24 protein-coding genes are annotated in these 24,073 nt (G+C 60.5%); 12 read left to right on the forward strand and 12 right to left on the reverse strand.

Features of this window, described 5'->3' with window-relative positions; genetic code table 11:
- From mreD to G518_RS0103835, 3 genes are all read right to left on the reverse strand, one after another.
- Nucleotides 1-519 carry a rod shape-determining protein MreD gene (mreD, locus tag G518_RS0103825; RefSeq protein WP_028601398.1) on the reverse strand — a complete coding sequence of 173 codons (519 nt, stop codon included), beginning with the start codon at nucleotides 517-519 and terminating at the stop codon, nucleotides 1-3.
- Complete coding sequence (gene mreC, locus G518_RS33775) at nucleotides 516-1,487, reverse strand: rod shape-determining protein MreC (protein WP_051235994.1); 972 nt, start codon at nucleotides 1,485-1,487, stop codon at nucleotides 516-518. The genes mreD and mreC overlap by 4 nt, the downstream gene beginning before the upstream one ends.
- Nucleotides 1,488-1,751: 264 nt before the next feature.
- Nucleotides 1,752-2,795 carry a rod shape-determining protein gene (locus G518_RS0103835; protein ID WP_028601399.1) on the reverse strand — a complete coding sequence of 348 codons (1,044 nt, stop codon included), beginning with the start codon at nucleotides 2,793-2,795 and terminating at the stop codon, nucleotides 1,752-1,754.
- A gap of 225 nt (nucleotides 2,796-3,020) precedes the next feature.
- Between G518_RS0103835 and gatC the strand changes: the two genes are divergently transcribed.
- From gatC to gatB, 3 genes are read left to right on the forward strand one after another with little or no spacing between them, the layout of a single operon-like run.
- Nucleotides 3,021-3,320, forward strand: a complete 300-nt coding sequence (gene gatC / locus G518_RS0103840) for an Asp-tRNA(Asn)/Glu-tRNA(Gln) amidotransferase subunit GatC (RefSeq protein ID WP_028601400.1) — start codon at nucleotides 3,021-3,023, stop codon at nucleotides 3,318-3,320.
- Nucleotides 3,317-4,795 carry an Asp-tRNA(Asn)/Glu-tRNA(Gln) amidotransferase subunit GatA gene (gatA, locus tag G518_RS0103845; RefSeq protein WP_028601401.1) on the forward strand — a complete coding sequence of 493 codons (1,479 nt, stop codon included), beginning with the start codon at nucleotides 3,317-3,319 and terminating at the stop codon, nucleotides 4,793-4,795. Before gatC ends, gatA begins: the two co-directional genes overlap by 4 nt.
- Nucleotides 4,795-6,246, forward strand: coding sequence for an Asp-tRNA(Asn)/Glu-tRNA(Gln) amidotransferase subunit GatB (gene gatB, locus G518_RS0103850; RefSeq protein WP_036593540.1), 1,452 nt, complete (start codon nucleotides 4,795-4,797; stop codon nucleotides 6,244-6,246). The genes gatA and gatB overlap by 1 nt, the downstream gene beginning before the upstream one ends.
- A gap of 21 nt (nucleotides 6,247-6,267) precedes the next feature.
- On the opposite strand, the gene G518_RS0103855 is transcribed toward gatB, so the two are convergent.
- The 4 genes from G518_RS0103855 to G518_RS0103870 form a co-directional block, all read right to left on the reverse strand.
- Nucleotides 6,268-6,666, reverse strand: coding sequence for a hypothetical protein (locus G518_RS0103855; protein ID WP_211231670.1), 399 nt, complete (start codon nucleotides 6,664-6,666; stop codon nucleotides 6,268-6,270).
- Nucleotides 6,667-6,843: 177 nt separating this feature from the next.
- Nucleotides 6,844-7,497 (reverse strand): hypothetical protein, encoded by a 654-nt coding sequence (locus tag G518_RS0103860; protein WP_028601404.1) that lies wholly within the window; start codon nucleotides 7,495-7,497, stop codon nucleotides 6,844-6,846.
- A gap of 26 nt (nucleotides 7,498-7,523) precedes the next feature.
- Entirely contained in the window at nucleotides 7,524-8,222 is a 699-nt protein-coding gene (gene pyrE, locus G518_RS0103865; RefSeq protein ID WP_051235996.1) for an orotate phosphoribosyltransferase, read from the reverse strand.
- A gap of 241 nt (nucleotides 8,223-8,463) precedes the next feature.
- On the reverse strand, nucleotides 8,464-9,375 hold the full coding sequence (locus G518_RS0103870) for a LysR family transcriptional regulator (protein ID WP_028601406.1): 912 nt from the start codon (nucleotides 9,373-9,375) through the stop codon (nucleotides 8,464-8,466).
- Between the two features lie 107 nt (nucleotides 9,376-9,482).
- Here G518_RS0103870 and G518_RS0103875 point away from each other — a divergent pair, with 107 nt between their 5' ends.
- The 3 genes from G518_RS0103875 (at nucleotide 9,483) to G518_RS0103885 (ending at nucleotide 11,207) form a co-directional block, all read left to right on the forward strand.
- A complete protein-coding gene (locus tag G518_RS0103875; protein ID WP_036593542.1) occupies nucleotides 9,483-10,259 on the forward strand; it encodes an SDR family oxidoreductase in 777 nt (258 codons plus the stop codon).
- Between the two features lie 63 nt (nucleotides 10,260-10,322).
- The gene (locus G518_RS0103880) at nucleotides 10,323-10,592 is read left to right on the forward strand and encodes a hypothetical protein (protein WP_028601408.1); all 270 of its coding nucleotides are present in this window, start codon (nucleotides 10,323-10,325) and stop codon (nucleotides 10,590-10,592) included.
- A gap of 60 nt (nucleotides 10,593-10,652) precedes the next feature.
- Nucleotides 10,653-11,207 (forward strand): DUF924 family protein, encoded by a 555-nt coding sequence (locus G518_RS0103885; RefSeq protein WP_028601409.1) that lies wholly within the window; start codon nucleotides 10,653-10,655, stop codon nucleotides 11,205-11,207.
- A gap of 397 nt (nucleotides 11,208-11,604) precedes the next feature.
- On the opposite strand, the gene G518_RS0103895 is transcribed toward G518_RS0103885, so the two are convergent.
- From G518_RS0103895 to G518_RS0103910, 4 genes are all read right to left on the reverse strand, one after another.
- Nucleotides 11,605-12,465, reverse strand: coding sequence for an anti-sigma factor family protein (locus G518_RS0103895; protein ID WP_028601410.1), 861 nt, complete (start codon nucleotides 12,463-12,465; stop codon nucleotides 11,605-11,607).
- Nucleotides 12,466-12,467: 2 nt separating this feature from the next.
- On the reverse strand, nucleotides 12,468-12,983 hold the full coding sequence (locus G518_RS0103900) for an RNA polymerase sigma factor (RefSeq protein WP_028601411.1): 516 nt from the start codon (nucleotides 12,981-12,983) through the stop codon (nucleotides 12,468-12,470).
- A 29-nt stretch (nucleotides 12,984-13,012) separates the two neighbouring features.
- On the reverse strand, nucleotides 13,013-13,387 hold the full coding sequence (locus G518_RS0103905) for a COG4315 family predicted lipoprotein (RefSeq protein WP_028601412.1): 375 nt from the start codon (nucleotides 13,385-13,387) through the stop codon (nucleotides 13,013-13,015).
- 157 nt (nucleotides 13,388-13,544) lie between these two features.
- Nucleotides 13,545-14,168 (reverse strand): helix-turn-helix transcriptional regulator, encoded by a 624-nt coding sequence (locus tag G518_RS0103910; RefSeq protein ID WP_156909270.1) that lies wholly within the window; start codon nucleotides 14,166-14,168, stop codon nucleotides 13,545-13,547.
- 108 nt (nucleotides 14,169-14,276) lie between these two features.
- On the opposite strand from G518_RS0103910, the gene G518_RS0103915 reads away from it, so the two are divergent.
- Together G518_RS0103915 and G518_RS33785 are read left to right on the forward strand one after the other, a co-directional pair.
- Entirely contained in the window at nucleotides 14,277-15,698 is a 1,422-nt protein-coding gene (locus G518_RS0103915; protein ID WP_028601414.1) for an MFS transporter, read from the forward strand.
- Between the two features lie 208 nt (nucleotides 15,699-15,906).
- Nucleotides 15,907-20,118 (forward strand): beta strand repeat-containing protein, encoded by a 4,212-nt coding sequence (locus G518_RS33785; RefSeq protein WP_156909271.1) that lies wholly within the window; start codon nucleotides 15,907-15,909, stop codon nucleotides 20,116-20,118.
- A gap of 147 nt (nucleotides 20,119-20,265) precedes the next feature.
- Here G518_RS33785 and G518_RS0103925 read toward each other — a convergent pair whose 3' ends face one another.
- Nucleotides 20,266-21,147, reverse strand: a complete 882-nt coding sequence (locus G518_RS0103925) for a LysR family transcriptional regulator (protein ID WP_028601416.1) — start codon at nucleotides 21,145-21,147, stop codon at nucleotides 20,266-20,268.
- A 154-nt stretch (nucleotides 21,148-21,301) separates the two neighbouring features.
- Here G518_RS0103925 and G518_RS0103930 point away from each other — a divergent pair, with 154 nt between their 5' ends.
- The 4 genes from G518_RS0103930 (at nucleotide 21,302) to G518_RS0103945 (ending at nucleotide 24,058) form a co-directional block, all read left to right on the forward strand.
- Nucleotides 21,302-22,348, forward strand: a complete 1,047-nt coding sequence (locus tag G518_RS0103930) for a hypothetical protein (RefSeq protein WP_028601417.1) — start codon at nucleotides 21,302-21,304, stop codon at nucleotides 22,346-22,348.
- Nucleotides 22,349-22,405: 57 nt separating this feature from the next.
- On the forward strand, nucleotides 22,406-23,080 hold the full coding sequence (locus G518_RS0103935) for a class I SAM-dependent methyltransferase (RefSeq protein WP_245597895.1): 675 nt from the start codon (nucleotides 22,406-22,408) through the stop codon (nucleotides 23,078-23,080).
- Nucleotides 23,081-23,237: 157 nt separating this feature from the next.
- Complete coding sequence (locus tag G518_RS0103940; protein WP_028601419.1) at nucleotides 23,238-23,639, forward strand: hypothetical protein; 402 nt, start codon at nucleotides 23,238-23,240, stop codon at nucleotides 23,637-23,639.
- A 2-nt stretch (nucleotides 23,640-23,641) separates the two neighbouring features.
- Nucleotides 23,642-24,058: a DUF2141 domain-containing protein gene (locus G518_RS0103945; RefSeq protein WP_028601420.1), complete on the forward strand. Its 417-nt coding sequence runs from the start codon at nucleotides 23,642-23,644 to the stop codon at nucleotides 24,056-24,058.
- The last annotated feature ends 15 nt before the right edge of the window (nucleotides 24,059-24,073 follow it).

A 24,073-nucleotide genomic window follows, 5' to 3' on the forward strand; every position in this document is an offset into this window, starting at 1 on the left:
TTAAAGCGGCCGGTTGGCATCTGGATTCGGAGCGCGCCGCTGGGGCGCCAGCAGCAGCACACTGATCAATGGCCAGAGCGATGCTTCGAGCAAAGGGGCCAGCAAGACCTGCCAGCCGGGAAACGCCGCACCGCCAATCAGTCGCAGCACGATGGTGATGGCGTGCGCGGCAAAAAAAAGTGGGATCAGCTGCACCGCTTGCCCGGGCACGGAAAACCACAGAATTCGCCGGTGGATCATGATGGCGAAGTAGATCAGCACCGAATAGGCCAGCGCATGTTGGCCCAGGAGAGAGGCCTGGTGCACATCAAGGCCCAGGCCAAAAAGGAAAGCCGCCCCCAGGCCTACGCGGCGTGGTTGATGAACGCTCCAGAACACCAGTACGACCGCCAGGAAATCGGGCATCCAGGCAATTCGCCCCAATGGGAGCAGGTTGAGCATCAGCGCAGCGAGCAGGCTCCCCCAAATGAAAATGGGGCTGGCGGGCAGCAGTAGCGGCCGGCCGGGAGGCATGATCATGGGCTGACTCCTCGAGCAGGCGCGCGGCGCGCAGTTGGTGGAGCTGCTGCCGGGGAGCCCGATGGCGAGGGTCTGGCGGCCGGAGCGGTAGCGCTGGTTTCCTGCCCCTGCGGGCGAGCGACGGGCGAGAGCACCATCACGTGCATGACACCTTGCATCTGCGCCAGGGGTTTGCCTTGAATGCGCGCGAAACTCGAATCACTGCGCCGATCCACAGAGACCACCCGGGCCACGGGCAGACCTGGGGGATAAACACCGTCCACGCCGCTCGTAGTTAGCAGGTCGTCCTCCTTGACGTCCTCGGTCACAGACATGTAGCGAAGCTCCAGCAGGCCTCCATGAGGGGAGGGGGAGCCATAGACCACGCTTCGGGTGCCTGTGCGCGCGTTCATGACCGGGATCACCTGGTCGCGATCGATCAGCAAGGTGATCTCGCTGACGAAGGGGTAGACCCGTGTGATTTGTCCGAGCACACCGTATTCGTCCATGACCGGCGAGCCCGGCTCTATACCTTGCAAGCGCCCTCTGTCGATCACCACTCGGCGGCTGTAGGGATCAGTGGCGTCATATAGTACCTGCGCCGCTATGGCGGGTGTCTGAACGCGCTCTTGCAGTGCCAGCAACTTGCGCAGGCGGTCGTTTTCCAGCGCCAAATGCTCCACTTGGCCAGCCCGCAGCGATTGCTCGGCCAGTTGCGAGCGCGCAGCGACCTCAGTCTTGCGAGCGGTCTTCAGGTCAGTCAGATAGCTGGTGAAGTTTTGCATCATCTGCACTGGCTGCAGGGCAAGCCATTGTGCTGGGTACAGCACCGTGGCAATGCCGGCGCGCAGCGGTTGTGCGACGCGAAAGCGCGCGTCCGCCACCATCAGAAACAGGGCCAAGGCGCTGTAGAACACCAGACGAGACAGCGCCGATGGCCCTTGCTTGAAGAAGGGCGGCGGCATGCGATCTAGCGATTCCAGCGGCATGGCAATTGAGCGGCACGGAGGCGGTTAAAAACCCAGGAGGAAAGGTCGCTGAAAAAATCTGCAGAGCCCATTTGGTGTCATGCAGGCGTCGAAAATCCTCGCGATACGACAGGGTATGGCGAGGATTTGTTGTCCGTATGACACCGATTTCGACAGGTAGGTCTTTTCAGCGTACTTATGACTCACGGCGTTAGTATCGCTGATGCTCCTGAAAAATGAGCGTAATGTGCCGAAAAAAGGCGCATCAGCAGCGCCTCTGTGAGCTTACTCACTGGTGAAGATATTGCCCAGCCGCTCCATGCGTTCAAGTGCCAGGCCACACCCACGCACCACACAGGTTAGCGGCTCTTCTGCCACCAGCACAGGCAAGCCAGTCTCTTCCGCCAACAGGCGATCGAGATCACGAAGCAAGGCACCGCCGCCGGTGAGCATCATGCCGCGTTCAGCGATATCTGCGCCCAGTTCTGGAGGGGTTTCTTCCAGAGCTTTTTTGACTTCGGAGACGATGCTGTTGAGCGGCTCGGTCAGGGCTTCCAGGATTTCGTTGCTGCTGATGGTGAAGCTGCGTGGGACGCCTTCCGAGAGATTGCGCCCCTTGACTTCCATCTCCTTGACTTCACTGCCCGGAAATGCGCTGCCAATCCGCTTCTTGATGGCCTCTGCAGTTGGATCGCCGATCAGCATGCCGTAGTTGCGGCGAATGTAGTTGATGATGGCGTCGTCAAACTTGTCTCCGCCCACGCGCGCCGAGCCTTTGTAGACCATGCCGCCCAGCGAGATCACGCCCACTTCTGTGGTGCCGCCGCCAATATCCACCACCATCGAGCCGCTGGCTTCACTTACGGGCAAGCCAGCGCCAATGGCTGCAGCCATTGGTTCCTCGATCAGATAGACATCGCTTGCACCAGCGCCGAGCGCTGATTCGCGGATGGCACGCCGCTCGACCTGGGTCGAGCCGCAAGGCACACAAATGATGATGCGTGGGCTGGGCTTGAACAGGCCGCGTGGATGGACCATGCGGATGAACTGCTTGAGCATCTGCTCAGTGACCGTGAAATCGGCGATGACGCCGTCTTTCATGGGCCTGATGGCCTCGATGTTGCCTGGCACTTTGCCCAGCATGGCTTTGGCTTCTCTGCCCACGGCCTGGATCGTCTTTTTACCTTGGGGGCCGCCCTCGTGACGTATGGACACGACTGATGGCTCATCGAGCACGATGCCTTTGTCGCGAACGTAGATAAGGGTGTTGGCGGTGCCGAGATCGATCGCCAGGTCGGTGGAGAAGTACCGACGGAAAGCTCCAAACATGAATTGTCCTCTTGGGCACACGGCGTGCACCATACCGCCGCCGCTAGCGGTTTCGCCGCAGTATTTAGGTGTTTCTAGAGCAGATGCGAGCCGTTTTCGAAACGTTGCATCAAAGGCGGGATAATACCGCATCCCCCTTAGGGGTCTCGAGACACAAAGCGTCTCAGAGTTCTAAATTACATTTGGTTTCAATCCGGCTTTCGCCTGGATCACCTTGATTTTCACATGTCCCTGACCTCTCCTGACATTGAGCGTATCGCCCATTTGGCGCGGCTTGGGTTGAGCGATGACCAAAGTGAGCGCATGCTCACGAAGCTCAACGATTTTTTTGCCATCGTCGAGGCGATGCGTGCGGTGGATACCACCGGCGTTGAACCTCTGCCGCACCCCATCGCCGTTATTCAGGATGTGCAACTGCGCCTGCGTGACGACGTGGTGAGTGAGCCCGACCAGCGCGAAGCCAATCAGCGCAGCGCTCCCGCAGTCGAAGACGGCCTGTTCCTGGTGCCTAAGGTGATCGAATGAGCTCCAGCATCGAACTTCACGATCTCTCCGTGGCCCAACTGGCCGCCCGGCTTCGCTCGCGCGAGGTGTCCGCTGTCGAGACGGCGCAGCACTTCTTACGCCGTTCGGCCGAGCATGCGGGCCTTGGCACCTATCTTGCTCAGGACGAAGCAGTCACTTTGGCGCAGGCGCGGGCGGCGGATGCCCGTCTGGCCGCAGGGGAAGCGCCCTTGCTGACGGGCGTGCCAATTGCCCATAAAGACGTTTTCGTCACCAAGGATTTCCCCACCACCGCGGGCTCGAAAATGCTTAGCGGCTATCGGTCTCCTTTTGACAGCACGGTGGTGTCCAACCTGGCCAACCAGGGCATGGTCTGCCTGGGAAAACTCAATTGCGATGAGTTCGCCATGGGTTCTGCCAATGAAAACTCCGCCTACGGGCCCGTGAAAAATCCTTGGGATACCACGCGTGTTCCAGGCGGCTCTTCTGGTGGCAGCGCCGCAGCGGTGGCAGCCCGTTTAACGCCTGCCGCCACGGGCACGGATACCGGGGGCTCGATCCGCCAGCCCGGTAGCTTTTGCGGCATCACGGGCATCAAGCCGACCTATGGGCGCGCGTCGCGCTACGGCATGATCGCCTTTGCCTCCAGTCTGGATCAAGCCGGTCCCATGGCTCGCACCGCCGAGGATTGCGCTTTATTGCTTTCCGCCATGTGCGGCCCGGACCCAGATCGCGACTCCACCTCGCTCGACGTGCCCGCTGAAGATTTTTCGCGCGGCCTTGGCCAGGGTATCGAGGGTTTGCGTATTGGGGTGCCGAAGGAGTTTTTTGGTGCTGGTTTGTCCGCAGATGTGGGCACTGCCATTGAAAGCGCGCTGAAAGAATGCGAAAAACAGGGCGCTCGCCTGGTTGACATTTCGCTTCCACGCACAGAGTTGGCTATCCCTGTTTACTACGTGATCGCGCCGGCCGAGGCCAGCTCCAACCTGGCACGCTTTGATGGTGTCAAATTTGGTCATCGCGCCCGCGATTACAGCGATCTGGAGGATATGTATAAAAAAACCCGCGCTGAAGGCTTTGGCGATGAGGTTTTGCGTCGCATCATGACGGGTGCGTATGTGCTGAGCCATGGCTACTACGACGCCTACTATCTGCAGGCACAGAAGATCCGCCGGATGATTGCTGATGACTTCCAGCAGGCGTTCCAGCAATGCGATGTGATTGCCGGACCGGTCGCCCCCACAGTGGCCTGGCACCTGGGCGCCCACGGGACCGATCCCCTGGCCGACTACCTAGCCGATATTTTCACGCTGCCTGCTTCGCTGGCAGGACTGCCTGGCATGAGCGTACCTGCTGGCTTTGGTGAGGGAGGGATGCCTGTAGGCATGCAGTTGATTGGCAATTACCTGCAGGAAGCACGGCTGCTCAATGTGGCGCACCGCTTGCAGCAAGCGACGGATTTCCATCTTCGCCGTCCTAAGACACTGGAGCTGTGATGAGCGAAGCAAAATTGATACAAGGCTACGAAGTCGTCATCGGTTTCGAAACCCACACCCAGCTACAGACCAAAAGCAAGATCTTCAGCCGCGCTTCGACCGCATTCGGCGCAGAGCCCAATACCCAGGCCAGCCCGGTGGACCTGGCTCTGCCAGGCACGCTTCCGGTGATGAACCGCGAGGCCGTGCAATGCGCAATCAAGCTAGGGTTGGCACTGGGTTCCCACATCGCGCCGCGCAGCATTTTTGCGCGAAAGAACTACTTTTATCCAGACCTGCCCAAGGGCTACCAAATCAGCCAGTTCGAAATACCGGTTGTGCAGGGTGGTGAGGTCTCGTTTTTCCTGGGCGCCGAGAAGAAAACCGTGCGCCTGGTACGCGCCCACTTAGAGGAAGATGCTGGCAAATCTCTGCATGAGGTTTACCAGGATATGAGCGGTATCGATCTGAATCGTGCGGGCACGCCGCTTCTGGAAATCGTGACCGAGCCTGACATGCGCAGCAGCGAGGAGGCCGTGGCGTACGCGAAAGAGCTGCACAAAATTGTCACTTGGATTGGTATCTGCGATGGCAACATGCAGGAAGGTTCGTTCCGCTGCGATGCCAACGTCTCGGTGCGCAAGCCAGGGGCGCCGCTGGGCACGCGGCGCGAGATCAAGAACCTGAACAGCTTCAGGTTCATGCAGCAGGCGATCGACTATGAAATCCGTTGGCAGATCGAGCAGATAGAAGACGGCCTCAAGATCCAGCAGGCCACCGTTCTGTTCAACCCGGACACCGGCGAAACCCGCGCCATGCGCACCAAGGAAGATTCGGCCGATTACCGCTACTTCCCTGATCCAGATCTGCCGCCGCTTTGCATTTCGGAAAAGTGGATAGAAGACACACGCGCACAGATGCAAGAGCTGCCGCGCAAGATGGCCGAGCGTTTCGTGGCGGATTACAGCCTTCCCGAATACGACGCCGCCACGCTCACGCAATCCCCCGTGATGGCGTCTTACTTTGAGCAGGTAGCCAAAGCCAGTGGCGAGCCTAAGCTGGCGAGTAACTGGATCATGGGAGAGATGTCTCGCCGTCTGAACACGGGCGAGATTGGCATCGAGTCCGCTCCAGTGTCCGCTGCCCAACTGGCGGCGCTGATCCAGCGTATTCAGGATGGAACCATCAGCAACGCAGCAGCGCGCCAGGTCTTCGATGCCTTGTGGGTAGGTGAGGGTGCGGATGTCGATGCATTGATTGAAGCCAAGGGCCTCAAGCAGATGAACGATACCGGCGCACTGGAGCAAATCATCGATGAGGTGCTGGCCGCCAACCCGGATAACGTGGCCCAGTTCAAAGCAGGCAAAGACAAGGCGTTCAATGCCCTGGTGGGCCAAGCCATGAAGGCCAGCAAGGGCAAAGCCAACCCAGCTCAGGTGAATGCGCTGCTTAAAAGCAAGCTGGGCGCGTGAACGGCTGACTGCCAATGGCAGTCATGCCAGCAACCCCCTGAGTCGAGCTGCAATGTAGGGTGCGGCCGTAGTGACCAGTAGAACGACTGGCCAAATGTTGCCGTCCTTGAACGTATACGCCTCCAGAATAGTGGTCCATGACTTGCTCTGGAAGCGGCCCAATGAGAGTTCGAAGACGAGTGTGAGGGCTAGCCAAAATACGCCGAGGCCAATGAGTTGCGCTGGCCGCGGAGCCACCAGCCATGGCAAGGCCAGATAGGTGATAACCAGAATCAAAGCGGAGAGCAGCACGCCACTCAGGATGAGCCCTGGTGCCTTCCCGAGATGGGGGATGAGAACGCCTTCACGCAGAGCGCCGTTGGCAACGGCACAGATGAGAATGACGAGCCAGATAGCGAGTGCTTTTGCGATGGATGTCATCATCTGTTCAATCACGTCTGATGTTTTGGTTAGCCTACGCGCTCACAATGCACCTTAGCTCGAAGCAGGCACATTTGAACGAAGCAAGTTTTCATCGTCGGGCCACTCCCAAGATGAAAATGCGACCCCCTCGGGGGCAGCGGACCACGTAAAGCGGGGTAGCGTGGGGGCCCTATTTCATTGCCGATTACCCGGCTGCGCCTGCCAAAGCTGTTGCAGGCGCGCGAGTTCTTCGTCAAAGCGCGCATTGATGCGAGTGCGTTCGGCATTCTGGCCTGCAATGGCTTGCTGCTGTTGCACGACGCTTTGAGAGTTGCCTTCCATTCGGCGGCGCAATTGAGAGGGCGCGCGAGAGGGGTCTTTGCGGTAGAACTCCATCTCCTCGTCCAGGGTCGTACGCTCGTGCGCCAACTCGGTGATGCGCCGATTCGCGGCATCAATGACGCTTTGTGTGAGTGTCAGTGCTTCGTTCCTGCTGGCGTCGTGAGTGCTCTTGTCCGGATAGCGGCTGAGAAGTGCTCGGTCGTGCCGGACAGCCTCCTGCGCGCGATGCCGGGCCAGTCCGGCCTCGCGGTCGCGCTGTTCACGCGCTTCACGTTCATTGACGCTGAGGGACGGCCCCACCACTCGTCTGGTGGTGCCGCTGCTGTTCAATTCCCGCTGTTCCCGGTCTATGCAGGTCGCAATGGGGCGATCAGATGACAAGCGCTTGCCATTCGCGTCGACGCAGGCATAAATGCCGCTGGAAGTCCCAGGCCTGCCCTGCGCCTGCGCCGAACCGGCGAACGCAAGCAGGCTCACTGCCAAGGCGACTTGGCCTTGGCGAGCCAAGAAATGACGGAAAAACAGCGCGGAGCTCAAGCTTGTTCTATGCCGTAACGTGTTCTGTAGGCGGACACGGCCTGCCAATAGGGTAAAAAATTGTCATCTGCACGCAGGTGTTGCAATAAGTGCGCCAGTTGAGAGATGGCACACACCTGCAGACCCAGGTTATCGCGGACATATTGCACAGCACTCCAGGAAACATCCTGACCATTTTCGGTGGCGCGTTCCTGCCGGTCGAGTGCGATCACCACAGCGTGAGGTGTTGCGCCGGCTGAACGGATGAGCGCGATCGATTCACGTACCGCTGTGCCCGCTGAGATCACATCGTCCACGATCAACACCCGCCCCTTCAGCGGGGCTCCCACCAATACACCGCCCTCGCCATGGTCCTTGGCTTCTTTGCGGTTGTAGGCAAAGGGCTTGTTGTAGCCGAGCCTGGCCAACTCCACGGACACGGCCGCTCCGAGCGGAATGCCTTTGTACGCGGGGCCAAAGATGACGTCAAATTCGATGCCCGATGCCAGTAAGGCCTGTGCATAAAACTGCGCCAGCCGCCCGATCTTGGCGCCATCGTCGAACAGGCCGGCATTGAAGAAATAGGGTGACAGCCGGCCTGCCTTGGTCTTGAATTCGCCAAAGCGCAGCACGCCGGACTCAATGGCAAACTGCACGAATTCCTGGGCCAGCGTATCGCGGCTGGCGTTCAAGGACAATGACTCGTCCGACTTCATCGACAACTTCCTTTGTTCAAGTTCGCTAGCTTCACTTTGAGCATCTCGGCTCGCCCGCAACGATGGGTGCAGGGTGTGGCTGGAAAAGCGCCTGCTGGATTGTATTTGTGTACTGGTGGTTCAGGGGGAACGATTCAGTAGGGTTGTCTGGCAAGCATTTGTAACGCTGAGAGCTGCTTACCACCGGTTCATCCTTTGGGCTTGGGCGCTGGAATGAAGGAGCCTTGGTCACGGCTTAGTTTTATTTAGACGACTGTGCAAGATGGGGGGACAGCAGGCTTTCCAGCCAGTGCGAAAAGGCCTGCAACCGTAGTGAGAGGTGCCTTCGGTGCGGGTAGACGAGATTCACCGCCATCTGAGCAGGGCGTGCATTGGGCATCACCTCCACGAGCTCCCCCGTACGTAAATGCTCCAGCACGTCGAATGCCGGTATCTGGATCAAACCCAACCCGGCCAGTGCGCAGGCGATGTAAGTTTCGGCGTTGTTCGCGCTGACTCTGCCTGCCGGGTGCATGGTGCAAGCTTCACCGTTTTCAATCCATTCCCAGGGGGCGGCTCGCCCACTGCTCGGTGAGAGGTAATCGACCACGCGGTGATCGGCCAAATCCTGCGGCCCGCTTGGTGTGCCGTATTTCGCCAGGTATGCAGGGCTTGCGCAATTGATGAGCTCGAACGCGCCAAGCGGGCGGGCGACCAGGCTGCTGGACACCAGAGTGCCCATGCGCAGTGCGCAATCCACGCCCTCTTGAACGAGATCTATGGTTCGATCGGTGGATCCGAGGTCGATGTCTATGCCAGGGTAACGATCAAAGAAGTCCTGGAGCGCTGGCGCGATCAGGCGCCGTGCAATACGACTGGGCACGTCCACCTTCAATCGTCCGGTGATCGCGTCAGCAGTGGGTTTGAACTGGTTTTCCAGATCGTCCATGTCTGCAATCAAGGTGGCTGCACGCTCCAGAAGTGCCTCGCCGTCCAGTGTCAGGCTGACCTTGCGTGTCGTGCGGTGCAGCAAGCGCGCACCCAATCGGCGTTCGAGTTGCTGCATCGCCAGTGAGGCCGTAGCGCGCGGCAGCCCAAGCTGGTCTGCCGCTTGGGCAAAACTGCCGCTCGCCGCGATACGCAAAAAGATCCGAAGGTGATCGATACGGTCCATAGCGCTAATTATTGGTTTTTTGTGTATTGACTAACTAAATATTGTCTATTTATCTTTATTTTTATGTCAATAACATAGGAATCCTTGATCAATTAAGGAGTTCAGTGATGTCTAGCAAACACAGCATTCAAGGAAAAGTGGTTCTGATTGCCGGCGGGGCGAAGAACTTGGGTGGCCTGATCGCACGTGACCTGGCCGAGCAGGGCGCCAAGGCGGTGGCGATTCACTACAACAGCGCGGCTAGCAAGGCTGATGCAGACGCCACGGTCGCGGCCGTCGAAAAGGCAGGTGCCAAGGCCGTAGCGCTTCAGGGCGATCTGACTTCGGCTGCAGCCGTTGAGAAACTCTTCGCCGACACCGAAAAAGCCATCGGCAAACCTGACATTGCCATTAACACGGTAGGTAAGGTGCTTAAGAAGCCGATCACTGAAATCAGTGAGGCTGAATACGACGAGATGACTGCCGTCAATTCCAAGACTGCTTTCTTTTTCCTCAAAGAAGCGGGTCGTAACCTGAACGACAACGGCAAGGTATTGACGGTGGTGACATCGCTGCTGGGTGCATTCACGCCGTTTTATGCATCGTATGCTGGCACCAAGGCGCCGGTCGAACACTTCACGCGAGCTGCAGCCAAGGAGTTTGGTGCGCGCGGAATCTCCGTGACCGCGGTGGGACCCGGCCCTATGGATACGCCGTTTTTCTACCCCGCTGAGGGCGCAGATGCTGTGGCATACCATAAGACTGCCGCGGCGCTGTCTCCGTTTTCACCCACAGGGCTCACGCATATCGAAGATGTGGTGCCGTTCATCCGTCATTTGGTGAGCGACGGCTGGTGGGTGACCGGGCAGACCATCCTCATCAACGGCGGATATACGACAAAATAAGAAGCGTGCGCCTGCCAGGCGCCGCAGATCTCGCAGTTTCATCGTCAACAAAGGGAGTGGCTTATGCATATCGTCATGGTGATCGGTACCGGTATCTTGTTGTTATGTGTGTTCGCCATGTTCGGCTGGTTGTGGGGCGCGAGCGCTGCGGGCATAGCCCTGGCGGTCAAAGCGTTTGTGCCGGTGTGGTTGGTTGTGGCCAGCGTGAACATGTGGGTGGGCGTCAGTCACGCGGGGTACACCGTGCGCGAGGAGGCGCCTATCCTCGTACTGGTGTTCGCTGTACCTGCCATCCTGGCTGCTGTTGCAGCTTGGCAACTGTCGCGCGGTTGAACCCATGCGTACTGGGCAGGTGAGAATGCTCGGAAACAAGGAGACAGGGCATTGAATTCCATGGCTGGGCTTCCACTGGATGAAGCCAAAAAAGTGGTTGCTTACTGGCACAAAGCTGGCGAGACTGGGAATTGGTTTCGCAAGGATCCGGCGTTCGACCGAGATTTTCGTAAGCAGTTTCTCCACCTGCATGAGGCCGCAGTGCGTCGTGAGCTTGATCACTGGGCAGAAACGGCAGAGGGTGCGCTGGCTCTTCTGATCCTGCTCGATCAGTTTCCGCGCAACGCCTTTCGCGGTACCGCCCGCATGTATGCCACTGATGAACTGGCGCGCTGGTTTGCGCGAGACGCTCAGCGGGCGTCTCGCATGCAGGAAGTGCCTGCCTCGCTACGCCTGTTCTTCTGTCTGCCGTTTGCGCATTCCGAGCAACTGGCCGATCAAGATGTATCGGTCGAATTGAATACGCTACTCGGCGCTGAGGCGCGTGAGCATGCAGAGGGCCATCGCGACATCGTGAGGCGTTTTGGGCATTTCCCGCATCGCAACCGAATATTAGGGCGCGAGAGTTCGCTGGAGGAAATAGAGTTCTTGCGAAATGGTGGTTTTGCCGGTTGATCGCCACTGCGGGCGATTGCAGATGGCGACCTCCGCATTCCACCGGCACCTCCTAGACTGTGGGTACCGTGCCCCCGTCGATCAAGTGCTCAGAGCCTGAAATCGAACGCTTCGTGGCTGGCTGCGATCGCCTGCTGATCTGTACAGCCACGCCTGCATCAACTGGCGGCATCAGCTCGATGGAAGTGCTTACCGCTGGGAGTTTGAGAAGAACGGAAGGCGGGGAGAGCTGATACAGGTGCTCGCGGATTGGTCGATCACACGGCCGGGGCTGTTTCTTTACCACCCTGGTCGACGCCAATTTCCTGCTGCGCTGCGCGCCTTCATCGACTGCATGCTGGACAAGGATATTGTGGGCAGTGATCAGGGCGCGTCGTAATGCGCCGTCCCACCTGCGTTAGCGCGGTTTCAATTGCGCATAGACCTCCTGCGAGACCCGCATCAGTTCAGCTCGGTCGGCGCCGGCTGAGATGGCATAGCCAAACTGGTTCTCGACCCAATAGAACACGTTCACGGGGCCATCTGTGCCGAATCGGAACGCCGAGGTCTCGTCGCCCGGCACTTCGCGCGTGACGTACAGCGTCAAGCGCTGTCCGCCTGGCGTGCCGTACATGAACTGCGCCACCGGCCCTTTGTCACCCGGCAGTAGGCGGCCACCGATCAGATCGTAGCCCAGCTTGGAAAGCGTCGGTGGATGCACCGACGTTCCCATGCGTTTGGTCAGCCAAGTCACCAGGGCCTGCTCCTGGTCGGCGCCCACCTCCACGGGCCGACGTGCGTCCGGGCTGTACACCACGTGGGCGATGGCTGCGCGGTGGGCGAACCCGGAGAGCGCGCCCCCGCCCGCCGTCGTGATCGAGGCTGTATCTGAACGGCCGGCTAGGGCCAGGCGTACGGTTTCGGCGTCCAGGTGCCCGCGCAATGACCATGCGGAGAAGCCACTGACAATGGCGATCAACCCGCAGGCCGCAAGTGAGCGCCACGGAAAAGCGTTGGCTGGTGGCTTCAGCGGCAGGCCGAGCGGTAGCGGCTCTTCGAGCACAGGGTCCAGCAATCGGCGCAGCAACCGGTTTTGCTTCTGCCAATCGCGCACGCGCTCCTGCTCCTGCGGACGCGTCGCCAGATAGAGCTCGACCAGGGCGGTCCGCTCGGCAGACAACTGTTGGTCGGCATAAGCGTGCAGATCGGCCTCGGTAATAGGAGCAGGTACGCCGGGGCTGATGTCCGAACTGACGCTTCGGGGCTTGTTGTCGTCCATGGTCATTTCACGCGTTGAATCTTGCTGGTAGGGGCGGCGTGGCCTTGCAGTTCCTCGCGCAGACGTGCACGGGCACGTGACAGGCGGGACATCACGGTGCCCACTGGTACGCCCAACGCGGTGGCCACCTCCTGGTAGCTCAGCTCTTCCACGCCCACCAGCAGCAGCACCTCGCGATGCTCAGGAGGTAGCCGCTGCAGGATGCGGTCGAGGTCTCGCATTTCCAACGCATCAGTCTGCAGCGGGCGCTGCGGTGCTTCGGGCAGGTCGTCTCCGGCGCTAGCTTCGGGGCGGCTACTTTGCGCGCGCAAGCGGTCGACGAAATGATTGTGCAGGATGCCGAACATCCAGGCGCGGATGTCGCCGCGCTTTTGCCACATCGAGAAACGGCTCCATGCACGCTCCAATGTGTCTTGCACCAGATCGTCGGCACGGTCGCGGTCCGACACTAGCCCGCGTGCGTAGCGCCGCAGGCTGGGAATACAGGCGACGATCTCGGCTTCGTCTTGCGTGCGCATCGTGAGATCAAGCGTTCATGTGTGGAGAATCATTTGATGATGTGCCACACATCCCTGAAGTTGTCGCCTGTCACGTCGCCTGGTTTTTTGTCCGTGACATAGGTGTAGATCGGTTTGCCCTTGTAGGCCCACTGCTTGCTGCCATCGTCACGGGTGACGATGCTCAGCTCGCCTTCGGGCTTTGCATCGGCCGCGGCGGCGGCTGGCGGCCAGAGCGTGGCGCAGGGCCCATTACAGGTGCTCTTGCCGCTGCCGGCGACGTCCTTGTCGAAGGTATAGAGCGTCATTCCACTGGTGTTGACCAGCATGCCGCCGGCCATCTTCGCGGCAGGTTCGGCGTGAGCCAGCGTGGCGAAGACTGCGGTGAGCGAGAGGACCAGGGTGGGGAGCAGGCGAATGGTCATAGCGAATCTTTCAAAAGGTTGAGGAGGTACTGGCATAGACGCATGGCTTCACGCCTTTATTCCACTTCCCACTAGAAAATTTCACTGGGCGCCTTCATGGCAGGGGCCTTCGATCAGCATCAGGTCCTCGCGCTCGCCGAGCCGTGCAACCCCGCCATCAAGCATCCACGCGGGAGATGCGGTACACACAGCGTCCAGCGCCGGCAAGCAGATGCTGTTCACGGCTGATGGAAGCCTGCATACCGATGATCTCCTGGAACACCTGCAGTTCGGAGCGGCAAAAACCCTGGCAGGTCCGAGCGGCAATGCAGATCGGGCAATGGTCTTCGATCAGGAGCCAATCGTTCCCATCGCGTTCCACCCGCGCCATGTAGCCCTCTTCGGTGCGCACAGTGGCCAGTTGCTCAAGCCGCTTTTGCAAGCCAGGCGCTTGGCAAATCTGAAGATAGCTGGCACGCGCTTCAGCCTCGCGTTGCTCTATCAGCCGTTCCATCCCTTCCTCACCAAACAGTTGGCGTATTGACCCGATGAGCTGAACGGTCAGTTGCGCGTGCGTGTCTGGGAATCGAGCATTCCCTGCTTCAGTAAGCACCCAGTTCTGGCGCGGACGCCCCACGCCCGCAAGTGCTTCCTGCTGGCCTGCAATCAACCCCGATGTCAGCAGCTTTTGAACTTGCTGGCGTGCCGCCTCGGGGGTCATTTCCAGCTCCTTGGCGAGGGCTGCGGTGGAAACTGGTCCCTTGGTCTTGATAAAGAAAAGGATGCGATCGACCGTTGACATACTCGTTGTATTTTCCAAGTATTTACTTGTGTAATTGGCGGTTGCCATTTATTATCCAAGCAATTACTTTGATTTTAAGCGCGCTATGCATTTTTCTCTGCAAACGACATGAGTACAGGTTCTTCCACTTCTACAGCTGCCTGGAGCGACTTGCTCCGAGGCTCCAATGGCTGGCTGGCGCTTGCCCTTACGGGCGGCGTGGCCTTGCACGCAGTCAATGTGCACATTGTGACCACGGTCTTGCCTTCGGTGGTCGGTGACATCGGTGGCCTTGACTGGTATGCCTGGAACACCACGCTCTTCGTAGTGGCCTCCATCCTGGGAGCCGTGCTCTCGGTCAGGCTGCTCGCGGCTGTGGGGCCTCGGGGTGCCTTCTTGACCGCGCTGATGGTTTTCGCGCTGGGCTCGGCTGTCTGTGCAGGTGCACCCTCTATGCCCTGGATGCTGGTTGGGCGTAGTGTGCAGGGGCTGGGTGGTGGCACCTTGGCCGCTTTGAGCTATGCATTGATACAAGTCGTCTTTGCGCCTGCATTGTGGTCGCGCGCGGTAGCGCTGGTGTCTGGTATGTGGGGCGTGGCAACCCTCTGCGGGCCGGCCGTGGGAGGGCTGTTTGCGCAGGCAGGGCATTGGCGATGGGCGTTCTGGACGTTGCTACCAGTTTCGCTCGCGCAGGCGCTGCTGGTGGCCATGAAGTTGCGCCCGGCTGAAGGCCAGGACCAAGTCTTCTCTCGAGAGACAGGTATCCCTCTGGCACAGGTCACGCTATTGATTGCGTCAGTCCTGGCGGTGGCGGCAGGTGGTTTGTCGTCGCTGCTCATCGTGCAGGGCACCGGTGTTGCAGCGGGGTTGGCCTTGGGCGCAGCGGCCATTGCATTCGACCGCCGTGCGAAGGTGCGCTTGCTGCCCTCCGGTGCCACGCTGTTGAAATCGCCGTTGGGCGCGGTGTACGCGAGCATCGCCTTGTTGCTGGTTGGCACCACCACCGAGATCTTTGTGCCGTATTTTCTGCAGCTACTGCATGGCCACACACCGCTGGCCGCCGGTTACCTCACTGCGGCAATGGCGGCCGGGTGGAGCGTGGGCTCCCTGCTTTCCTCCAGTTCAGAAGGAGCGCGGGCCGACAGGCTTTTACGGGTAGGCCCGGTTCTGTGCGCGGTTGGACTGCTGGCGCTGGCCGTGTTGATGCCCACAGGCGCCGGCCTGTCAGCCAATGCCTTCAGTGCGTTGTGTGGCGTTGCGTTGGCGTGCGTCGGTGCTGGTGTGGGCATCGGCTGGCCACATCTGGTCACCCGGGTGCTGACCTTGGCTCCGCCTGACGAAGCTGGCACGGCTTCAGCAGCCATCACCACGGTACAGCTATACGGCATGGCGATAGGGGCGGCTGTGGCAGGGCTTTTGGCGAATGCGGCCGGCCTCGCCCACCCAGGAGGCACTGCGGGGGCGCAGTCTGCGGCCGTTTGGCTCTTCGCCACGTTTGGCTTGGCGCCGGTTGCGGCAGCACTGCTGGCGCGCCGGATCAATTCCAGGTGAAGAGATAGGGTATGAGTTTCCACCCCTCACCTCGGCTGCTCCTTGGACGGGCTTACACGCAGGTTGCCAGCCGCACACCCCGTTTGCTCCGTTAGATGTTTATCTGCATCGAATGCTACTAAATTCGTATCAAAATCACAATTTGTAGTAATAATCGTCGCCACCCAGCGCGGATTTTTGTAAATCTGGGTGTAGCGGAGTCTATTCCTTGCAATCTATCTTGAAGTTCGCGCCACGAGTTGCCAATGGCTTTATCAAGCCCACGCCAGATCGTCCACGCACCCGTTTCTCCCGCTTCGCGCTGGGAGTGGTTTTCATTTCGGCCCTCGGAGCACCTCTCGTCTCCCAGGCACAAAGCTGCAGCGCCGGGGAAACAACAGCCACCTTTGGCTTTACCGGCGGCGAGCAGACCACCACCGTACCAGCTGGTGTGAGTTCACTCAGGGTGTTCCTCAATGGCGCCCAGGGAGGTAATGGCCTGAGCGGCGCTGGCACTCTCGGTGGTAGCCCGAACTCTCCAGGAGGGACTGGCGGCATGGGTGGGCGGGTTAGTGGCACTCTTGCTGTGACGCCCGGGACTGCCCTTGTCATCAATGTGGGTGGACAGGCCTCGCAAGCAGTGAACGGAGGTGGACTGGGCCAAGGCGGCTACGGCACCGGCGGTGGGGGAACCGACCTGCGAGTTGGCGGCAATGCGGTTGGCAATCGCGTGGCTATTGCAGGCGGCGGCGGCGGCGGTGGCAACGCGGGTTGGAGTTATTCGAGCCAGATCGCAGGAGGCGCCGGAGGCGCGGGAGGTGGGGGAAGCGGCGCGGCAGGCGATACCGTACCGGGTGGCGGAGGGCCCTTCGGAGGGGGTGGCGGTTCCCTTGGCTCCGGCGGAACGGCCGGTGGTGGTTGCGGTGGATTTCCAGGCACTGCAGGCAATGCAATCTCCGGTAAAGGCGGCAACGCCAACAACTACTCCGGTTCGTTTGGCGGCGCCGGCTTCGGTGGTGGCGGAGGCGGCGGTGGCACGATTGGAGCCGGTGGCGGTGGGGCTGGCGTGGGCACGACGGGTTGCCAACAGAATTGGAATGGCGGAGGCGGCGGCGGCAGCGGCGGATCGACAAACGCTGGCGGATTGACCAACGTCACTATTAACAATGGTGTCAACGCGGGCAATGGATCGGCATTGATCTGCTTCGTATCACCCACATTCTCGGTGGGGGGCACTGTGTCCGGTCAGACGGGGGCCGTCAATCTTGCGCTGGTGGGTTCCAATCCGGCGAGTACCCAACAGGTTACCGTTCCCGTGGGCGCCACGGCATTTGCATTTAGCACACGCCTGCCAGCGGGGGCGAACTGGAGTGCTAGTGTGTCGAGCTCGCCTCCAGGGCAGTTATGCACTTTAACTTCCTCCAGTGGAACGAATATTGGCGCCAACGTCACGAACGTGGCATTGTCATGCGTCACAGTGGCGGTATCCGTCAACCCGACTACGCTATCGGGCGGCACATACGGTTTGCCGTTTTCGCAACAGATTTCTGCAACCAGCGCGAACGGCGGCATCGCACCGTACGGCTTTCAGATTGCAGCAGGGAGCCTGCCTTCTGGTCTCACGCTCTCGACTGCCGGTGTGCTTTCGGGAACCCCTGGCGCGGCAGGAGCGTTCAACTTTACGGTGCGGGCAACTTCAACCAATGGCTTTAGCGGTACGCGCAACTACACGTTGGTGATCGCACAGCGCGCGCAAAGTATTTCGGGCTTCGCCGCTTCGCCGGCGGCGCCGGTGTTCGCATCCGGCGGAACGTTCACCGTGGCTGCGACCGGCGGAGAATCGGGCAATCCAGTGGTGTTTGCCAGTTCCACGCCTACAGTGTGCACGGTGGCAGGTAGTACGGCCACCATCGTCGCCGCAGGTGCCTGTGCATTGACAGCCAACCAAGCGGGTAACGCCAACTACAGTGCAGCACCAGCCGCTAACTTCACGGTAGCGATTGGCAAACAGAGTCAGGCTATTACGAACTTCGCCGCGACGCCGGCGGCACCGGTGTTCGCATCGGGCGGAACGTTCACCTTGGCTGCGACCGGTGGGGCATCGGGCAGTCCAGTGGTGTTTGCCAGTTCCACGCCCACGGTGTGTACGGTGGCAGGTAGCACGGCCACCATCGTCGCCGCAGGTGCCTGTGCATTGACAGCCAACCAAGCGGGTAACGCCAACTACATTGCAGCGCCTGCCGCTAGCCTCACGGTAGCGATTGGCAAACAGAGTCAGGCTATTACGAACTTCGCCGCGACGCCGGCGGCGCCGGTGTTCGCGTCGGGCGGAACGTTCACCGTGGCTGCGACCGGTGGGGCATCGGGCAATCCAGTGGTGTTTGCCAGTTCCACGCCCACGGTGTGTACGGTGGCAGGTAGCACGGCCACCATCGTCGCCGCAGGTGCCTGTGCATTGACAGCCAACCAAGCGGGTAACGCCAACTACAATGCAGCGCCTGCCGCTAGCTTCACGGTAGCGATTGGCAAACAGAGTCAGGCTATTACGAACTTCGCCGCGACGCCGGCGGCACCGGTGTTCGCATCGGGCGGAACGTTCACCCTGGCTGCGACCGGTGGGGCATCGGGCAATCCAGTGGTGTTCGCCAGTTCAACGCCTGCGGTGTGCACGGTGGCAGGTAGTACGGCCACCATCGTCGCCGCTGGAGATTGTGCATTGACGGCCAACCAAACCGGTAACGCCAACTACAGTGCAGCACCTGCCGCCAGCCTCACGGTAGCGATTGGCAAGCAGAGCCAAGCTATTACGGGCTTCGCCGCGACGCCAGCGGCACCTGTGTTCGCATCGGGCGGAACGTTCACCCTGGCTGCGACCGGTGGGGCATCGGGCAATCCAGTGATGTTCGCCAGTTCCACGCCTACGGTGTGTACGGTGGCGGGAAGCACAGCCACCATCGTCGCCGCGGGGGATTGTGCATTGACGGCTAACCAAGCCGGTAACGCCAACTACAGCGCAGCGCCTGCCGCTAGTCTCACAGTAGCGATTGGCAAACAGAGTCAAGCTATTACGGATTTCGCCGCGACGCCGACGGCACCGGTGTTCTCATCGGGTGGGACGTTCAGCGCGGCTGCGACCGGTGGGGCATCGGGCAATCCAGTGGTGTTTGCCAGTTCCACACCTACGGTGTGTACGGTGGCGGGAAGTACCGCCACCATCGTCGCCGCGGGGGATTGTGCCTTGACGGCTAACCAAGCCGGTAACGCCAACTACAGCGCAGCACCAGCCGTCAGCCTCACGGTAGCGATTGGCAAGCAGAGTCAAGTCATTACTTTGCAGGTCCTTCCGAGCAACGTCGTATTCACGCCCGGCGGCACTTTTACCGTTGCCGCAATTGGTGGCGCATCAGCGCTACCCGTGACCTTCACTATTGCTGAAACGAGTGCGAGCGTGTGCGCGTCGGGCGGTGCCAACGGTACGACCATCAGCATGCTGTCTGCGGGTGACTGTGTGGTTCATGCGGATCAGGCAGGCAACAGCAACTACGAAGCTGCGACGCGTGCGACACAAACCGTAAGCATCGGCAAGGCGACGCAAACCCTCACGTTTGATTCCCAATCCGCGCAGGTCTTGGGGATAGGCGGCACGTTCTCGATCAATCCCCAGGCCAGCAGTGCAAGCCCCAACAGCGGTGCGCCCATTGTCTATCGCTCATTGACCGAGACCGTGTGCACGTTGAGCAGCACCGTCGTGACAGTGGTGGGCAGCGGCACTTGTGATGTGCAGGCGAGCCAGGTGGGTGACCTCAACTACGTCGATGCAGCCGTAGTCCAACAAAGCATATTGATCACCGCGCCACACACTTCCTTCAGCGGCATCACACGACCGCCAGGTGGTGTGGGGAGCGCACCCGCCGGCTTGGCAACAGCCACGATCTCAGGCGGTGGCCCACGCTGTGCGTTTGATCTGGAGCCCAGCAACACAGGCTTCATTGCCGAGACTGCACCACCACCGCCCGGTCGGATGCTCAGCCAGGGGCTGTTCAAGTTCAAACTGGTAGGGTGCGATGCAACGCCTGTGCGCGTCACTGTGACTTGGCCGCAAGCTGTCGGCGGCTACACCAAGTATGGAAAGGCTGAGTCAGGCGCTCTCACCAACAGCTACTTTGCCCCCACCGACCTGAATGTGGAGGGACGGGTGGTTACGTTCACCGTGACCGATGGGCAAAAGGGCGACGACGATTGGACTGTCAATGGCGAGATCATCGACCCCTCCGGCCCGCTCGCGTCTACGGGAGGTGCGCCCCACGCAGTTCCCACTTTGAACCAATGGCTCCTGGTATTGCTGGCTCTGTGGTGTCTGTGTGCGGCCCGATATGCTTTGCGACGCCGAGGCGGGGCCGCAAGCGATGCTAGCGGAGCGGCTTATAGAGTGAAGTCATAGTCAATCTGAAAGGCGCGCGGTCGCTGAACTTGACGTCTTTGTCAATGGCAGCTGAGCGCGCAGTTTTCACGATGTCAGGGGTGGCGAGTTGGTAGAAGGCCCGGCGAAAAAACCACCTTAGGTGCAAGTGCCAACACGTGCCCTTGCTCAGTTGCCTTCACTCAAGCCCTGCGCCAATCCCTCGAAGACGACCCGTATCCGCCGAGAGGTGCGCAGTTCTCGGTGGGTGACCAGCCAGATCGGGAAGATCACGGGCGGCACGTCGTCCAGCACGCGGACCATGCCAGGGGTTTCACGGGCGATCTCGTCCATCATGGCGCCGATGCCCATGCCCTGGCGTACCAGAGCCCAGTGGGCTACCGTGTGGTCCGAATAGCAGCTGAAGTTGGCTTCGCTCAGGGGCAGGCCGTGCTGGCGCATGTAGTTTAGGAAATGGCCTGAGCGGTCAGCGCCCACAAAGGGCAGGTGGGCCGCTTCTTCGGCGCTGCGCGGATGGCCATGCGTCTTCACCCAGTCTTCAGATGCGTAGAAGTTGGCCTCCGCCTGGCGGATCAATCGGGCAATCAACTCTGGTTGCTCTGGCTTCACGTGGCGGATGGCAATGTCGGCCTCACGGCGCAGCAGGTCGCTCATCGCATCCGACGAGATCACCTCGATCGTAATGCGCGGCTCCTGTTCGTGCAGTTGCCGTACCAGCGGGGCCAGCAGGTAAAAAGCGACCATGTCCGTGGCCGAAACCGAGACCACTCCGCCCACCGTCTGCGATTGGCTGGTGGCGGCCACGCCCAGGGCCTCTGCTGCCGCGCCCATGGCGCGGGCGTGTTCCAGCAGGTCCAGCCCGGTAGGGGTGAGCGCCATGGCCTTGCCCACGCGCTCAAACAGGGTCACGCCCATGCGCTGCTCGATGGCCGCCACCTGGCGGCTCAGAGTGGGCTGAGTCAGGCCCAGCTTGCGGGCAGCAGCCGATAGCGAACCGGTTTCAGCGGTTTCCAGAAACGCCCTGAGCTGGTTCCAGTCGATTTTGTCCATGCATAAATGTATATCTCCACTGCAAATTTCAGCTATTTCCTGAAGACCTATGCATGGATAGCATTCCAGTCATACCTCACGCCTACCTGCTGCCCCTTCATCTCCTATGCCAAATCTCACCTGCTTTTCATTCCCGACCCAGAAGTTTCTTCTCATGACCAAGGCAAACGCACGGCCAGTGTTCCGCTGGGTTTCCCTTGGTTTGGCAGCAGTGATGCTTGTGGGCTGTGGTGGCGGCGATGACGACAATGGCACCTCACCGCCACCTTCCGGCGGGGTGTTCACGGTGGGCGGCTCCGTCAGTGGCCTCGGCACGGGCAAGACGCTGACGCTACAGAACTCCGGCGCCGACGATCTGGCATTGAGCGCGAACGGTGGTTTCGTGTTCCTCACCCGGGTGGACAGTGGCGTGGCCTACGCTGTGACTGTCAAGACGCAACCGAGCGGGCAGCGCTGCACCGTGACCCAAGCCACGGGCACCGCGACAACAAACGTGAGCGATGTGCAGGTGCGCTGCGACAACCTGGCGCCAGCCACCTTCACGGTAGGGGGCTCGGTATCGGGACTGGCAGGCTCTGTGGTGCTGCAGAACAACATGGGCGACGATTTGGCTGTGGCCAGTAACGGCGGCTTTACCTTCCTTTCGGCCATGGCTGATGGCAGCGCCTACGCCGTCACGATCAAGTCTCAGCCCGCAGGCCAGAGTTGCACGGTGCGCAACGGCAGCGGCAGGGTGGCCTCGGCCAATGTGGGGGCGGTGGATGTGACCTGCGGCACACTCGCAGCAGCCTTGCCGCAGGGCGACTGGAAGCAGGAGGCCTGCGTGCTCATCGGCCCTGGTCAATGGGGCCGCGCACTATGGCGCATTGCGAAGCAGAGTGAAATGCGTGCCACCGTCAGTCTGGGCGTTGCTACCTACACGGATGCGAACTGCGCCGTACCCGGCCAGATCATCGGCGGGCAGGCGAGTGACGGGGGCGTGTTCAGTTTTGACCGCGCCGATGCCACGCCGACGCTCAGCGCATTCTGGGGCAACTGGGCCCAGATCACCGGGCAGACTTCGCGCACCGTGTGGGCGCGCAAGGGGGCTTATCTCTGCCTGCTGGGCGATCAGACGCCGACGGTATTCCCCACAGCGGCCCGCGTAGAGAGCTACGTCAACGCCATCATCCCCAGCAAGATCTGCTACACACAAAACTAGCATCCAAGTCTTGCCGCTTGCTCAACGCTGTTCTCTCCATTTATGCCGCCCCTCACCATGGCCCCGCGCTCTGACGCCTTACCCCTGTCCATTGCAGCCGCGCGCAAGGCCGTTTTCTGGGACCGCACTGCGCGCAAGTACGCGGCCGACCCGATCGCTGACATGGCGGGGTACGAGGCCACACTGCGGCGCGTGCAGGCCCTCTTGTCGGCGGATCAGAACGTGCTGGAACTTGGCTGCGGCACGGGCACTACCGCGCTGCGCCTGGCGCCCTTAACCCGGCGGCTGTTGGCCACCGACGTCTCGGCCACGATGATCGCGATCGCTCACGAGAAACTGACGGCTCAGCCGGTGCCTCAACTGAGCTTTGCAGTAGCCGACGCCGACGCGCCGGCGATTGAGCAAGGTAAATACGACGCGGTGCTGGCTTTCAATCTACTGCATCTGGTGAATGATCTCGACCAAGCGCTGGCGCTTGCAGTGCAGGCCTTGCGGCCGGGCGGCTTGTTGATTTCCAAAACGCCCTGCATCGCCGAAATGAATCCGCTCATTCCTTGGCTTGCATTGCCACTGATGCGCGCCATCGGCAAGGCTCCCGAAGTGCTGTGCTTCAACGCGGATCACCTGCAATCTGCCGTTGTCCGGCAGGGGCTGGAGATCGTATCGGTAGAGCGGCACGGTACCCGGGGTAAGGACTTCCGGGTCTTCATCGTGGCTCGCAAGCCGACCTGAGTTTCCCTGTTCCACAAGCAGGCCTTGGGTGAAGGCGGGCTTTCGTTCGCCCATCCCAAGTTCGTGCGTCCTTTGGTGCGTGATCTGCAAGCCTGACCACCGTGCCCACAGACACCTGCTTTACCCATTAACCCCGTTGAAACCCTTGGAGACGTTTATGCACCTTCGACCCATCGCATCCATTGTCACGGCCGTGGCACTCCTGACAGGATGTGCATCCACTATTGATCAGGATGGCCTGGAGAAACGAACCGCGCAGGCGATCGGGCGAACCGTCGGTCAGTTCACTATCACTGACCGCTCGGAGGAAACGGGTGGTCGCATCAACTACACCGTCAACACCCGCGAAGGCCTGGCCTACCGTTGCTACCTGTATGGGGTTACTGGCCTTCAGAAAGCCATGACCTTTGGGCAGACGCCGCATTCCGATGCAATCTGCACCGCCATGGTCGGCGGCCAGAACCGGGGCACCAATCAGGGGTCTGCGGCTTCAGGCCAACGTGGCCGCAGCGCTGGCGGAGAGTGCAATGCCTTGCTGCGCGCGGCAGGCCGGTGCTGAACATGAAGTTCTCGCATGTTGCTCTTTTACTCGCCGCCGCGGCGCTTCCTCTGGCTGTCAGCGCGGCAGACCTTCGGGTGACAGTGAGCGATGGTCCAGCCGCGCCAGCGACGCTTTATCTGGCCATTTTCGACACCGCAGAGGCGTTGGCGAGCGACAAGGCACTCTCTTCTCAGAAGGTCGAAATGCGCGACGGCACTGCGCAGTTGGTTTTCACTGATCTCCCAGTGGGTCGGTATGTCATCAAGTCTTTCGCGGACGAGAACGGCAACTCCAAACTGGACAAGAACATCGTTGGCCTGCCCATCGAGCGCTATGGGTTTTCTAACGATGCCAGGGGCCGAATGGGCCCGCCGACATTCGACGCTGCTGCGGTGCAGGTGGATGCTGATATGAGCATCACCTTTCGGTTGCGTTAAATGAAGGATGAAGTC

This window comes from Ottowia thiooxydans DSM 14619, from assembly GCF_000422885.1.
Classification (GTDB): domain Bacteria; phylum Pseudomonadota; class Gammaproteobacteria; order Burkholderiales; family Burkholderiaceae_C; genus Ottowia; species Ottowia thiooxydans.